General features: G+C 68.5%; 14 protein-coding genes. 4 read left to right on the plus strand and 10 right to left on the minus strand.

All coding sequences use genetic code 11. The features are described 5' to 3' along the window. Nucleotides 1–6: 6 nt before the first annotated feature. The 4 genes from BBX35_RS20165 to BBX35_RS20180 all read right to left on the minus strand — a co-directional run bounded on the left by BBX35_RS20165 (nt 7) and on the right by BBX35_RS20180 (nt 2,619). Nucleotides 7–507 (minus strand): DUF1178 family protein, encoded by a 501-nt coding sequence (locus BBX35_RS20165; RefSeq protein ID WP_067224093.1) that lies wholly within the window; start codon nt 505–507, stop codon nt 7–9. Continuing rightward, nucleotides 504–1,370: a carbon-nitrogen hydrolase family protein gene (locus BBX35_RS20170; RefSeq protein ID WP_067224095.1), complete on the minus strand. Its 867-nt coding sequence runs from the start codon at nt 1,368–1,370 to the stop codon at nt 504–506. The genes BBX35_RS20165 and BBX35_RS20170 overlap by 4 nt, the downstream gene beginning before the upstream one ends. A gap of 48 nt (nt 1,371–1,418) precedes the next feature. Next, the gene (grxC, locus tag BBX35_RS20175) at nt 1,419–1,688 is read right to left on the minus strand and encodes a glutaredoxin 3 (RefSeq protein ID WP_067224747.1); all 270 of its coding nucleotides are present in this window, start codon (nt 1,686–1,688) and stop codon (nt 1,419–1,421) included. Nucleotides 1,689–1,791: 103 nt separating this feature from the next. After that, nucleotides 1,792–2,619 carry a ComF family protein gene (locus tag BBX35_RS20180; protein ID WP_067224097.1) on the minus strand — a complete coding sequence of 276 codons (828 nt, stop codon included), beginning with the start codon at nt 2,617–2,619 and terminating at the stop codon, nt 1,792–1,794. A 197-nt stretch (nt 2,620–2,816) separates the two neighbouring features. Here BBX35_RS20180 and BBX35_RS20185 point away from each other — a divergent pair, with 197 nt between their 5' ends. Next, nucleotides 2,817–3,743 (plus strand): methyltransferase domain-containing protein, encoded by a 927-nt coding sequence (locus BBX35_RS20185; protein ID WP_171901500.1) that lies wholly within the window; start codon nt 2,817–2,819, stop codon nt 3,741–3,743. A gap of 61 nt (nt 3,744–3,804) precedes the next feature. Here the strand turns inward: BBX35_RS20185 and BBX35_RS20190 are convergent, their stop codons facing one another. From BBX35_RS20190 to BBX35_RS20210, 5 genes are all read right to left on the minus strand, one after another. Further along, nucleotides 3,805–4,020, minus strand: coding sequence for a Flp family type IVb pilin (locus BBX35_RS20190; protein WP_067224099.1), 216 nt, complete (start codon nt 4,018–4,020; stop codon nt 3,805–3,807). 55 nt (nt 4,021–4,075) lie between these two features. Continuing rightward, nucleotides 4,076–4,474 carry an 8-oxo-dGTP diphosphatase MutT gene (mutT, locus tag BBX35_RS20195; protein WP_067224101.1) on the minus strand — a complete coding sequence of 133 codons (399 nt, stop codon included), beginning with the start codon at nt 4,472–4,474 and terminating at the stop codon, nt 4,076–4,078. Beyond that, complete coding sequence (locus tag BBX35_RS20200) at nt 4,471–5,331, minus strand: GNAT family N-acetyltransferase (protein ID WP_067224103.1); 861 nt, start codon at nt 5,329–5,331, stop codon at nt 4,471–4,473. Before BBX35_RS20200 ends, mutT begins: the two co-directional genes overlap by 4 nt. Nucleotides 5,332–5,344: 13 nt before the next feature. Next, the gene (argJ, locus tag BBX35_RS20205; protein ID WP_067224104.1) at nt 5,345–6,577 is read right to left on the minus strand and encodes a bifunctional glutamate N-acetyltransferase/amino-acid acetyltransferase ArgJ; all 1,233 of its coding nucleotides are present in this window, start codon (nt 6,575–6,577) and stop codon (nt 5,345–5,347) included. 73 nt (nt 6,578–6,650) lie between these two features. Further along, nucleotides 6,651–6,941, minus strand: coding sequence for a putative antibiotic biosynthesis monooxygenase (locus tag BBX35_RS20210; RefSeq protein WP_244271682.1), 291 nt, complete (start codon nt 6,939–6,941; stop codon nt 6,651–6,653). Nucleotides 6,942–7,213: 272 nt separating this feature from the next. On the opposite strand from BBX35_RS20210, the gene BBX35_RS20215 reads away from it, so the two are divergent. Further along, nucleotides 7,214–7,864: a TetR/AcrR family transcriptional regulator gene (locus BBX35_RS20215; RefSeq protein WP_067224106.1), complete on the plus strand. Its 651-nt coding sequence runs from the start codon at nt 7,214–7,216 to the stop codon at nt 7,862–7,864. A gap of 13 nt (nt 7,865–7,877) precedes the next feature. Here BBX35_RS20215 and BBX35_RS20220 read toward each other — a convergent pair whose 3' ends face one another. After that, nucleotides 7,878–8,783: a peptidylprolyl isomerase gene (locus tag BBX35_RS20220; RefSeq protein WP_067224108.1), complete on the minus strand. Its 906-nt coding sequence runs from the start codon at nt 8,781–8,783 to the stop codon at nt 7,878–7,880. A gap of 299 nt (nt 8,784–9,082) precedes the next feature. Here BBX35_RS20220 and secA point away from each other — a divergent pair, with 299 nt between their 5' ends. Together secA and BBX35_RS20230 are read left to right on the plus strand one after the other, a co-directional pair. Further along, nucleotides 9,083–11,860 (plus strand): preprotein translocase subunit SecA, encoded by a 2,778-nt coding sequence (gene secA / locus BBX35_RS20225; protein WP_067224110.1) that lies wholly within the window; start codon nt 9,083–9,085, stop codon nt 11,858–11,860. A 96-nt stretch (nt 11,861–11,956) separates the two neighbouring features. Further along, a complete protein-coding gene (locus tag BBX35_RS20230) occupies nt 11,957–13,141 on the plus strand; it encodes an adenylate/guanylate cyclase domain-containing protein (RefSeq protein WP_067224112.1) in 1,185 nt (394 codons plus the stop codon). Nucleotides 13,142–13,224 lie beyond the last annotated feature (83 nt).

Below are 13,224 nucleotides of genomic sequence, written 5' to 3' on the forward strand. Positions count from 1 at the left end.
AGAGCGTCAGTTCCGGTCTTCGGGCAGAACCGGCAGCGGCATCACGGCGATGCCTTCTTCCAGCAATTCGCCGACATCCTCGCGCGAGGCGGCGCCATAGATGCCGCGTGCCTCCGCCTCGCCGTAGTGGATCTTGCGCGCCTCTTCCGGAAAGGCCGTGCCGACATCCTCGGCATTGGCGGTCAGCTCCGCCCGCAGCGCCCGCAGCTTCTCCATCAGCGCCACCTGCTCCGGTGTGCGCGGTGCGGCAATCGCCGGCACCTGTGCCGGCTCCGCGGTCTCTCCCGCTCGAGCCTGGCGGACCGATGCCGCCGCCTTTTCGGCCCGCGCCTCCTTGCTGCGCGCGGTGGAGACCGCAGGCGCCATCAACGCCTTGTCGACCTCGCCGGAGCCGCAGGCCGGGCAGGCAAGAAGCCCGCTCGCCTTCTGCGTCTCGAAGTCCTCGAGCCCGCGAAACCAGCCTTCGAACCCGTGGCCGGCCTTGCAGCGCAGCGCGTAGCGGATCACTCGGCGGCCTCCGTGTCACGCAGCCCGGCAAGCGAGAACTCGCGCTGGTTGGCGATGGCGGGGATCCGCCGGCGAGCCTCGTCGGCCTTCGCGAGATCGAGTTCCGCCAGCGCATAGCCGGGCGCGTCGTTGTCGATCTCGGCGATCACCTCGCCCCAGGGCGCGACGATGAGGCTGTGGCCATAGGTCTCGCGCCCGTCCTCGTGGCGGCCTCCTTGCGCGGCCGAGACGACGAAGGCGCCGTTCTCGATGGCCCGCGCCCGCTGCAGCACGTGCCAATGCGCTTCGCCCGTCTGCCGGGTGAAGGCGGCCGGCGCGGTAAGCACGCGCGCGCCCGCGCCCGCCTGGGCCCGGAACAGCGCCGGAAACCGGATGTCGTAGCAGATACCGAGCCCGATCAGCGTGCCGGCGGCCTGCACCACCCGTGCCTCATCCCCCGGCTGGTATGTCGCCGATTCGCGCCAGCTCTCGCCATTCGCCAGATCGACGTCGAACATGTGGATCTTGTCGTAGCGGGCAAGCAGCGCCCCGTCGGTGCCGAACAGGAAGCCGCGATTGGCGGCCTTGTCCGCGCCCGTGCGGATCGCCAGCGAGCCGACATGCAGCACGATCTGCAGTTCGGCGGCCAGCGCCGCGAAGACCGCCACCGAAGGATCTTCCCTCTCGGTACGGATCTTGACGAACAGATCCTCCCGGCTGCGCTCCAGCAGGTTGGTCATTTCCGGCGTCTGGACATAGGTGGCGCCGTCCGCCGCCGCCTGCCGGATCAGCTGCGTTGCCGCGTCGATATTGGCCGCAACGTCCCGGCCGCTGCGCATCTGGATCACAGCCGCGACGAGTGTGCCGTCCGTTGCCTTGCTCATGACGTCCGCCTGTCTTTCCGTAGTCCGCTTGCCGGGCGCCCGTCCGACTCAGTTCGCAGCGAGCAGCGCGTCGAGCCGGCCTTCGCGCTCCAGCGCCATCAGGTCGTCGCAGCCGCCCACATGGGTGTCGCCGATGAAGATCTGCGGAAAGGTCGTGCCGCCGCGCCCGGTGCTGGCCCGCTGGATCATCTCCTTGCGCAGCTCCGGGCTGTAGGTCGCGTCGAACTCGCGAAACGCCACCTCCTTCTTCTGCAGGAGCTGCTTGGCCATGGCGCAATAACCGCACAGCTGCCGCGTATAGATCTCCACTGCCATGATATCCGTCCTGCCGTCCCGAAAGCCCGCACGCCGTCCCTGTCGCGAAGCCGGCGCGATTTCTCTTCCCTGCATATATTGACCATTTCGCCTTCGCCGCAAGTCGTCAGCCGAGCGGGGTATCCGCCCCCGCATGCGCGAAGACCATCACATCCACCGCCGTCGCACCCTCGCGCAGCAGGGCGCGGGTCGCCGCGCCGACCGTCGCCCCCGTCGTGTAGACGTCGTCGACCAGCACCACCCGCCGTCCGGAGATCGCCATCAGCCCCTGCGGCGTCAGCGTGAAGGCGCCGCTGACATTGCGCGCCCGCGCCGCCGCGTCCAGACCGACCTGCTGGCGTGTGCGCTTGCGCCGGATCAGTGCCTGCGGCGCGACCTCCAGCCCCGCGGCCCGGCCCATTTCGCGCGCCAGCAGGCCGGACTGGTTGTAGCGCCGGCCCCACAGCCGCAGGCGATGCAGCGGCACCGGCACGATGACAGGCGGCCCCGCCTCGTCTTCGCGCGGGACAAACAGCTCGCTGCCGGCCCGCGCCATCCACTGCCCCATCGCCCCGGCCATCGACGGCCGGTCGTAATATTTCAGTCGCGACACCAGCACCCGCGCCGGTCCTTCATAGGCGGCAACGGCGCGCAACCTGTCGAAGGCCGGCGGGCGGGCGATCGCCTGCGGCGACAGGGCACCGGGCCCCAGATCGTAGGCAAAGGGCAGGCCGAGACGCTCGCACCAGGGCGGCGCCAGGAACGGCATCCCGTCCCAGCACGCGGGGCAGAGCGTCGCCTCCTGTCCGACGATGGCATCGCAGGCAAGGCAGGTCGGCGGCAGCAGAAGGTCGAGCGCGCGCCGCCCGGCAGCCGCGAAGACGCGCGCCACAGCCTTGCCGCCGACCCGCCTGCCGATCCGGTTGCCGTCTGCTATCGCTTCGCTGCCCGCCATTCTCCCGCCTGCCTTGCCGCCCGAGCTTTTCTGGCACAAGTGAACGCGCAAGTGGCGCGCAATGCAATCGAAACGCGAAACGCCCCTTGGGTGCACCTGCGCGGGCACCCCGCCCCTTGATCCCGCGCCCCTCCCGGCGCTACCTGTGACGCGCCCTCATCGAGCGGCCGCGCACCCCGCACAGGACTGGAACAGACGTGTCACACAGCCAGCGACCCGAGATCTTCGACCGGCGCCTGTTCGCCCGGCGACGCACCCGCGCGCTGGAGCGTCTTGCCGCCACTTCGGGCGATGCGGATTTCCTGCTGGCCAATGCCGCGGCCGATCTCGGCGAGCGGCTGGCCGCGGTCAGCCGCGACTTTCCGCTGGCCGTCGATCTCGGCGGCCATCGCGGGCATGTCTCAGTGGCCCTTGCCGCTTCGGGCCGTGTCGGCACCGTGCTGCGCGCCGATCTCCTGGTCGAGGACCGCTCCGTGCCGGGCGCTACGCTCGTCGCCGACGATGCCTTCCCGCCCTTTGCCGACGCCTCGCTCGATCTCGTCGCCTCGGCCCTGTCGCTGCATCTCGTCAACGACCTGCCCGGCGCACTGATCCAGATCCGCCGGTCCCTGCGCCCGGACGGGCTGTTCCTCGCCAACCTGCTCGGCGGCGACACCCTGTTCGAGCTGAAGGACGCCTTCATGCTGGCGGAGCTGGAGACGCTGGGCGGGGCAACGCCCCATGTCGTTCCCTTCGCCGATACCAGGGCACTCGGCGCGCTGCTGCAGCGGGCGGGCTTCGCCCTGCCGGTGGCCGATGTCGACCGCCTGACGGTGCGCTACGGCGACATGTTCGCCCTCATGCGCGATCTTCGGGCGATGGGCGCGGCCAACATCCTGGCAGACCGCAGCCGCGCGCCGCTGTCGCGTGCAACGCTTGCGCGGGCCGCGGAAATCTATGCCGAGCGCCACGCCGACCCGGACGGCCGGATCCGCGCCACGTTCGATCTCGTCTCGCTGTCGGGATGGGCACCGCACGAAAGCCAGCAGAAGCCGCTGAAGCCGGGCTCGGCCAAGGCGAGCCTTGCCGACGCCCTGTCGGTCATCGATGCGGAGCGGAAAAACAACGACCCGCAGCCGGAGTGACGGCGCGGGTCTTCGGGCAGACTTGTTGGCCGCGCGACATCGCTGCGGCCGGCAATCGTGATCAGATATTGGAGAAGGCGGAGGCGACCACACCGAAGACGTCGTCGCCCAGAACGCCCTGAATGCTCAGCAGCGCACCGATGATCGCGAAGGAGACGAGCCCCATGATGAGGCCGTATTCGATTGCGGTGGCGCCCGCCTCGTCGCGGCGCATGGTGCCTGCGAGGTCGGCGAACTGGTCGCCGCGATCGCGCAACTTGTCGAACTGTCCGTGCATCTGCCGCGTCCCGTACTGACTGCGTCAACGGTGGCGGCTGCGGATCTTCCGCTTGTCAGGCCAGATCGATCAGATGCGGGATCAGGGGCTCGTCCGCAGCCGGCATCGGGTAGTCCCGTAGCCTCACCGCTCGCACCCACTTGATCGCCTGACCTTCCCGGCCCGCCACCGTGCCCGACCATCGTCGGCATACGAAAAGTGGCATCAGCAGGTGAAATTCCTCATAAGCGTGACTGGCGAAAGTGAGCGGTGCGAGGCACTCTTTCTTAACCGTGATGCCGAGCTCTTCCGCCAGTTCGCGGATGAGCGCATCCTCCGGTCGCTCGCCCGGCTCGACCTTGCCGCCGGGAAATTCCCACAAGCCGGCCATCGCCTTGCCCTCGGGTCGCTGGGCGATCAGGACGCGGTTGTCGGCATCGAGCAGCGCGCAGGCCGCGACAAGCAGAAGTTTCATCCGGTTCCCCGTTCCGTTTCGGGACGCTGCTGCAAGGTTTTGCTCACCATGCCGGCAGCTTCCTGCGGCAGGCGGTAGTGATATCCGTAGCCCGGGCGAAACCCGATCCGCCGGTAGAGCGCCCGCGCAGCCGCGTTTTCCGCCGTCACCTGCAGCCAGGCCAGGCGGCAGCCGCGCGCCGCGCCCTCGGCAAGGCAGCGGGTAACGAGCCGCGCACCGAGCCCCTGCCGGCGGGCATCGGGCCGCACCGCCAGGTCGTAGATGCCGAGCATGCCGCGCTCGGCGACCGCCAGCACCACGCCGAGCGGCGCGCCCTCTTCGTCCTCGGCCAGGAAGGTCAGCCGCTTGACGGCAACCCGCCCGAGCGCCTCGGCCAGCCGTTGCAGGGCGAGGATCGTCACCGCCTCCTCCCGCGTCCCGCCTATCGTCCCGAAGGCCGTGATGAAGGTTTCCAGATCGACGGGCCGGATGCCGTCGCTGCCGTCAGCAGCAATGGCCCCGGCCGTCAGGTCGGTCTGCTCGAGCACCCACACATCCGTTTCGCCGGTGCGCGTCCAGCCCTCCGTGTCGGCGATCTCGACAAGCTCCGGCGGCGTCAGGGGCGTATGCCGCAGATGGAACGGCACGCCGTTGCGGGCGAACAGCACCTGCATTTCGGCAAGCCGCTGCCGTGCATCCCGGCCGTCGAGCGGATCCATCACGTTGAGGGAGTTCACCCGCCGGGCCGGATTGCCGGGAGACAGCCGCGCCACCCAGGCCCCGTCGACGACGCTGCGCTCGCTCGGAAAGCCGTTGAGATTGGCTTCCTCGAGCGCCTTCAGCGTCGCGAGATCCAGCGAAGGGGCGTCGTCCGGCATCGGAGGCCGCGCCTCAGGACCGGTAGTCGCCGTTGATCGCGACATATTCCTTGGTGAGATCGCAGGTCCAGACGGTGGCCTTGCCCTCGCCCAGCCCCAGATCGACGCGGATCGCGATCTCCTCCTCGCGCATGGCGGCGGACGCGGCCGCCTCCGAGTAGCTGGGATCGCGCTCGCCGTCGACGGCCACGCGCACGTCGCCGAACCAGATCGCCAGCCGGTCGCGATCGGCCGGTTCGCCGGCCTTGCCCACTGCCATGACGATACGGCCCCAGTTGGCGTCCTCGCCGGCGATCGCGGTCTTCACCAGCGGCGAATTGGCGATGGAAAAGCCGATGCGCTTGGCCGAGGCATCGCTTTCCGCGCCCGTCACGGTGACGGAGACGAACTTGCGTGCGCCCTCGCCGTCCTTGACGATCAGCTGCGCCAGCTCGCGCATCAGCTCGCCGAGCGCCTGGCGGAAACCGGCAAGCCGGGGATCGTCCGCCCGCTCGACGCGCTCGCCGCCGGCCTTGGCCGTCGCGAACAGCAGCACCGTGTCGGAGGTGGAGGTGTCGCCGTCGATGGTGATGGCGTTGAAGGTCCCGCCGACCTGCTCAGACAAGAGCTCCTGCAGGACGGGCGCGGCAATCGGCGCATCGGTGAAGAGGAAGGAGAGCATCGTCGCCATGTCCGGCGCGATCATGCCCGCGCCCTTGGCGATGCCGTTGAGCGTGACGGTCTGGCCGCCGAGATCGATGGTGCGCGAGGCCGCCTTCGGGAAGGTATCCGTCGTCATGATGGCGCGCGCGGCGCCCTGCCAGTCGCCGGCTTCGGCCTCGCTGACCAGGGTGTCGACGACGCCGGCGAACTTCTCCGCCGGCAGCGGCTCGCCGATCACGCCGGTGGACGCGAGGAACACCTCGCCCATGGCGCAGCCGGCAGCTTCCGCCACATAGCGCGCCGAAAGCTCCGTCGCCTCGCGGCCCTTGCGACCGGTGAAGGCGTTGGCATTGCCGGAATTGACCAAGAGCGCACGGGCGCGGCCGCCGGCGAGATTGTCGCGGCACCAGTCGACCGCGGCCGACGGGCAGCGCGACTTGGTGAACACGCCGGCGACATCCGCGCCCTCGTCGAGCAGCACCATCAGGACGTCGGTGCGGCCCTTGTACTTGATCCCGGCCTGCGCCGTTGCGAAGCGCACGCCGGCGACGGCTGGCAGCGCCGGATAGGATTTCGGGGCGAGCGGCGAGACGGCCGTGGACATCGGTCACTCCCTTGAAAAGCGGGCCGGAAAGACTGCCGCGAGCCTTGCCCCATCGCTACCGCTCGCGCAAGTCCTATCCTGCCGCGGGCCCGCGAACCGGGTGCAGGAAGGCGGAAAACCGCCGGTGCAGGAAGGGGATGAGACCCCAGACCATGGTCACGACCACGATCGGCACGATCACCAGCGTCTGCTGCCAGAACGTCCAGCCGCGGGTCAGCGGCGCGACGAGATAAAGCAGCGCGGTCACCAGCGGATAGACCCCGGCGAACACCAGCATCGCGAAACGCGGCCGCGACAGGATGCGCGGGCCCGGCGCGGCGGCAGGGACATCGGAAGCAAGAGCGGAAGCAGCACGGGCGGACATGGATGTGTCTCCTCGTTCGCGGGCCGGCGGAAGTCCCCGGCGGCGAGAGCATGTCAGGTCGCAGCCCCCTTCCCGGAAAGACGCGACCCGAAAGCGTGATTTTCGGCCTCAATATACGAAACGGGCCGTTTCGTTTCGCATTATCTAAACGGGCCGTTTCGTTTAGTCAAGCCCTGTGCTAAGGCTGAACGCAACAAGGAAGCCGCATGGCACGGGCCTCGCGAGAGCATGTGCCGAAGGCGGCAGCAAACCTGGACCTTCGAGGAAACGCGATGCGGGACGACGACACCACGGAAGACGGCGCGGGAGATGCCGCGGCCGCAGCGCCCCTCGCCCGCCCCTCGACCGGGGCGCGGCGTAATCCGGCAAGCGCCGACGCGATCCGCCAGGCCGCGGCCGACATTCTCGCCGAAGACGGCTATGCGCGCTTTTCCATCGAGGCAGTCGCCCGCCGGGCGCGGGCCGGCAAGCCGACGATCTATCGCTGGTGGCCGAGCAAGGCGGCCCTGCTGCTCGACGTCTATCACCGCCAGAAGCACGGCGTCGTCACGCCCGATACGGGTGATCTGGTGGAAGATCTGACCGCCTTCCTCGACTCGCTCTTCCGTCACTGGCGCGACACGCCGACGGGTCCGGTGTTCCGTTCGGTCATTGCCGAGGCCCAGAGCGATGAGAGCGCTGCGGAAGCGCTCGGCGCCTATATGGAAGAGCGCTTCGCCCAGTCGGCGCAGATGGTCGAGCGGGCCCTCCGGCGCGGCGAGATCGCGGCCCATGTCGACCCGCGCCTCGCCATCGAGCTGGTGGTCAGCTTCGCCTGGTGCCGACTGCTGACCGGGCGGCTGGATATGGAAACGGCCGCCGTGAGGGCGGCCGTCTGCCTGTTCGTGGAAGGTTGGCGCGCGGCACCGGCAAGGCCGGCCTGACGCCAGATCCGGCTTACTCGGCCTTCGGCGCCTCGGCCGGGGTCTCGCCGCCTTCTGCCGGAGCGGCACCGGCATCCGCCGGGGCTTCCTCGGCCATCACCTCGATGGTGGTCTTGGCCTTCAGATCCGCCAGCACCTCGGCATAGCGGGCGCGCAGCAGCTGCTGGCGCAGCTGATCGCGCACATCGGCCAGCGCCGGCGCCGGCTGCTTGCGGGCCTCCTCGACCTTGATCACGTGCCAGCCGAACTGGGTCTCCACCGGCTCCTTGGTATAGGCGCCGACTTCCAGCGCGAAGGCCGCGTCCTCGAATTCCTTGACCATGCGGCCGCGGGTGAAATAGCCGAGGTCGCCGCCATTGGGGCCGGACGGACCGGTCGACTTCTCCTTGGCGACTTCCGCGAAGTCGGCGCCGCCGTCGAGCTCGGCGATCACCGCGTCGGCCTCTTCCTTGGTCTTCACCAGGATGTGGCGGGCCTTGCGCTCGTCCTCGCCCTCGAAGTTGGCGAATTCCTTGTCATAGGCTTCCTGGATCGCCTCGTCGGTGATCTTGCCCTCGATCTCGCGGGCGAGATAGGCGTTGCGCAGCGCGCGCATGGTCAGGAACTCGACCTGGCGCTTGAACGCCTCCTCGTCCTGGATGCCGGCTTCGCGCGCCGCATTGGCCAGGACGTTCATGTCGACGACCACGTCGGTGAGGATCTTGCGCCACTGGGTCGGCGGCACCTGGGAGAGCTGATCCGCGAAGTCCTGCGAGGCGAAGGCAATATCCGCCTCGGTCACCTCGGTATCGCCGACCTTGGCTACGACGTCGCCCGGCTCTTGCGCCAGCGCGCCGGAGGCCAGTCCACCAGTCAGGCCGCCGGCCAGAAGCGCGGCGAGCGCGGTGCGGCGCGCCGTTGCGGCAAAAAAGCGTGTCATGCTCTGTTTCCCTGTCATCTTGTGTTTCGGCAACCGCCTCTACGGCAGTCCGCCTGTCGCCGGTTACCTGTGCGCCCGCCGGCAAGCGGTTTGCGCGACGTTGACAACCTCCGGACCCCCTCTTATCTGTCGAGCGTCCCCCTTGGAAGGGCCGGACGCTCCCAGTCGAGCGTGCGTTCGTCTCGCCGCAATGCGGCGGTTGTGAGGCCTGCGCATGTCCGTACCGTCAATCCGATACCCGGGTTGCTGCCAGGACAGGATGCCCCGGCGCGGCCTGACCAAACGATAAGGACCGCCACATGGTCGGCCTCGGCGCACTCGCCAAGAAGCTTTTCGGTTCCGCCAACGACCGCCTGGTCAAGCAGCTGCGGAACCGCGTCACGGCAATCAACGCGCTGGAGGACGAACTCCGGGCCCTCAGCGACGACGACCTGCGCGCACGAACGGAGATGTTCCGCCGCCAGCTCGCCGACGGCGCCAAGCTCGACAGCCTGCTGGAGCCGGCCTTCGCCACGGTGCGCGAGGCGGCCCGCCGCGTTCTCGGCCAGCGCCACTACGATGTGCAGCTGATCGGCGGCATGGTCCTCAACGCCGGCCAGATCTCCGAGATGCGCACCGGCGAGGGCAAGACCCTGGTCGCGACCCTGCCCGTCTATCTCAACGCGCTGACCGGCAAGGGCGTCCACGTCGTCACGGTGAACGACTACCTCGCCAGCCGCGACGCGGAATGGATGGGCCGCGTCTACCGCTTCCTCGGCCTTTCCGTGGGCGTCATCATCCACGGGCTGACCGACGAGGAGCGCAAGGCCGCCTACGCCGCCGACGTGACCTACGGCACCAACAACGAGTTCGGCTTCGACTACCTGCGCGACAACATGAAGTATGAGCGCGGCTCGATGGTCCAGCGCGGCCACAACTACGCGATCGTCGACGAGGTGGACTCGATCCTGATCGACGAGGCGCGCACGCCGCTCATCATCTCCGGCCCGCTCGAGGACCGCAGCGAGTTCTACAACACCGTCGACGCTCTGATCCCGCACCTGACGGCCGAGGACTACGAGCTCGACGAGAAGCAGCGCTCGGCGACCTTCACCGAGTCCGGCAACGAGAAGCTCGAAGGCCTGCTGCGCGACCAGGGCCTGCTCAAGGGCGACAGCCTCTATGACGTGGAAAACGTCTCGGCCGTCCACCACCTGCAGCAGGCGCTGAAGGCGCACAAGCTGTTCCAGCGCGACAAGGACTACATCGTCCGCAACCGCGAAGTCGTCATCATCGACGAGTTCACGGGCCGCATGATGCCGGGCCGCCGCTATTCGGAAGGCCTGCACCAGGCGCTCGAGGCCAAGGAGAAGGTGCAGATCCAGCCCGAGAACCAGACTCTGGCCTCGATCACCTTCCAGAACTACTTCCGCCTCTACACCAAGCTTGCCGGCATGACCGGCACCGCCCAGACCGAGGCCGAGGAATTCGCCAACATCTACGGCCTCGAGGTTGTCGACATCCCGACCAATGTCGGCGTCAAGCGCATCGACGACGACGACGAGGTCTACCGGACCGTCGACGAGAAATACAACGCGATCATCGAGCTGATCGAGGATTGCCGCAAGCGCGCCCAGCCGGTGCTGGTCGGCACCACTTCGATCGAGAAGTCCGAGCTGCTCGCCGCCCGCCTCAAGGCCGCCGGCTACAAGCAGGCCGACGTCTCCTCGCCGGCCGCCTTCGAGCCGCTGTTCGCCGGCACCGGCAATGCCGAGCGCATCTTCACGGTGCTGAACGCCCGCTACCACGAGCAGGAAGCCTCGATCATCGCCCAGGCCGGTCTGCCGGGCGCCGTCACCATCGCCACCAACATGGCCGGCCGCGGCACCGACATCCAGCTCGGCGGCAATGCCGAGATGCGCATCGAGGACGAGCTTGCCGACATGCCTGCCGGTCCCGAGCGCGACGCCCGCGAGGCGGCGATCCGTGCCCAGGTCGAGGAGCGCAAGCAGCAGGCGCTCGCCGCCGGCGGCCTCTACGTCATCGGCACGGAGCGCCACGAGAGCCGGCGCATCGACAACCAGCTGCGCGGCCGTTCCGGCCGTCAGGGCGACCCCGGCCATTCCAAGTTCTTCCTGTCGCTGCAGGACGACCTGATGCGCATCTTCGGGTCCGACCGCATGGACGGCATGATGCAGAAGCTCGGCCTCAAGGAGGGCGAGGCCATCGTCCATCCCTGGATCAACCGGGCACTGGCCAAGGCGCAGCAGAAGGTCGAGGCGCGCAACTTCGACATCCGCAAGAACCTGCTGAAGTTCGACGACGTCATGAACGACCAGCGCAAGGTCGTGTTCGACCAGCGCATCGAGCTGATGGACGGCGAGGCGGTGGCCGAGGCCGTGACCGACATGCGCCACGACGTGATCGAGGATCTCGTCGCCAAGCACATTCCGGAAAAGGCCTATGCCGAGCAGTGGGACACCGAAGGCCTGCAGGCCGAGGTGCGCCGCCTGCTGAACCTCGACCTGCCGGTCGTCGACTGGGCCAAGGAAGAAGGCATCGCCGAGGAAGAGGTGACCGAGCGCCTCAAGAAGGCGGCCGACGAGGCCATGGCCCGCAAGGTCGGACAGTACTCGCCGGACATCATGCGCCAGGTCGAGAAGGCGGTGCTGCTGCAGACGCTCGATCACCTGTGGCGCGAGCACCTGGCCAATCTCGATCACCTGCGTTCGGTGGTCGGCTTCCGCGGCTACGCCCAGCGCGATCCGCTGCAGGAGTACAAGACCGAGGCCTTCACCCTGTTCGAGAGCATGCTGGTCAACCTGCGCCAGGCGACCACCGCGCAGCTGATGCGCGTGGAGCTGGTCCAGGAGCAGCCGCCGAGCCTGCCGGGCGACGGCGACCTGCCGCCGATGCATGCCGAGCACCGCGACCCGCTGACCGGCGAGAACGAGTTCGACGAGGCCTATCAGGCCGTCGCCGCCGGCACGCCGCGCGACCCGCAGAATCCCTCGACCTGGGGCAAGGTCGGTCGCAACGAGGTCTGCCCCTGCGGCTCGGGGAAGAAATACAAGCATTGCCACGGAGCCCTTGCCTGAGGAACTCTGGGCAGGGAACCGGGTGTGAACGCAAGAACGGCGGGCTCCTCGGCCCGCCGTTTTTTGTGGCCAGAAGCCCATCCTGGAGGTGAGGCGTTGAAAACCAATCCGACGCTTGAGGCGATCGAGGACTGGCTGATCCGCGAGGCGCTCGGCCAGCCTGACATCGGCGAGATGTTCTCCGGCTTTTGCGAACGCCTCGTCCACGCCGGCATGCCGGTCGAGCGCGCCATGCTCACCTGGGCGACCCTGCATCCGCTGGTCGAGGCCGAATCCGTCTTCTGGCTCACCGGTCAGGAAGCGCGGCTTTCGCAGTATCGTCACGACGACGAAGAGACCGACGACTGGCTGCGCAGCCCGATCCGCGCGGTGCTGGAAGGGCGCGAGACGCGCCTGCGCCGAAATCTTGCCGGCGCCAATGCCGCCACCGACGACTTCCCGATCCTGACGACGCTGAAGGCGGAGGGCTTCACCGACTATCTCGTGCTGTCGACACCGTTCGACCTGCCGACCTCGAAGGACTTCGGCCCCTCCGGCATGATCGTCACCTGGGCGACCCGCACGGAAGGCGGCTTTTCCGACGAGGCGGTGGAAGGGCTCGACTACCTGCAGATCCGCCTGGCGCTGGCCTGCCGGGCGACCATCCAGTCGCGGATCGCCCGCACCCTGGCCGAGACCTATCTCGGCGCGCGCGCCGGATCGCGGGTGCTGTCCGGCCTGATCCGCCATGGCGACGGCGAGCGCCTCGACGCAGTGATCTTCTATTCGGACCTGCGCGGCTCGACCGCCCTTGCCGACCGGCTGGCGCCGGACGTCTACATGACCCATCTCAACGCCTATTTCGACGCGACGGCGCGCACGGTGATGGCCCATGGCGGCGAGGTGCTGGACTTCATCGGCGACGCGGTTCTTGCCGTCTTTCCCATCGAGGCCGGCGGCTTCGATGCTGCCGCGACCCGCGCCCTGCAGGCCGCCGATGCGGTCCTCGCCCGGCTGGAGCAGGCGCAGGCAGCGACCGAGCACCCGCTTCTGTGCGGCATTGCGCTGTCTTCCGGCGACGTGATGTTCGGCAATATCGGCATTCCCGAGCGGCTGACCTTTTCGGTCATCGGCCGCACGGTAAACGCTGCCGCGCGCATCGAGGCGATGACCAAGACGCTGGGGCGGCCGCTGCTGGTGACCGCGGACATCGCCGCCCGCGCTCCGCAGGCCTTCGCTCCGCTCGGCCGCTTCCGGCTCGCCGGCTTCGGCGAGGAGGTGGAGCTGCACGCGCCGGTGTGAGAGGGCGCGTCGCATGACGAAAAAGGGCGCCGGACCTTTCGGCCACGGCGCCCTTTTGAAGATCATTTCGCAAAGATCGATGC

It is taken from the genome of Stappia indica, assembly GCF_001696535.1.
GTDB lineage: Bacteria > Pseudomonadota > Alphaproteobacteria > Rhizobiales > Stappiaceae > Stappia > Stappia indica.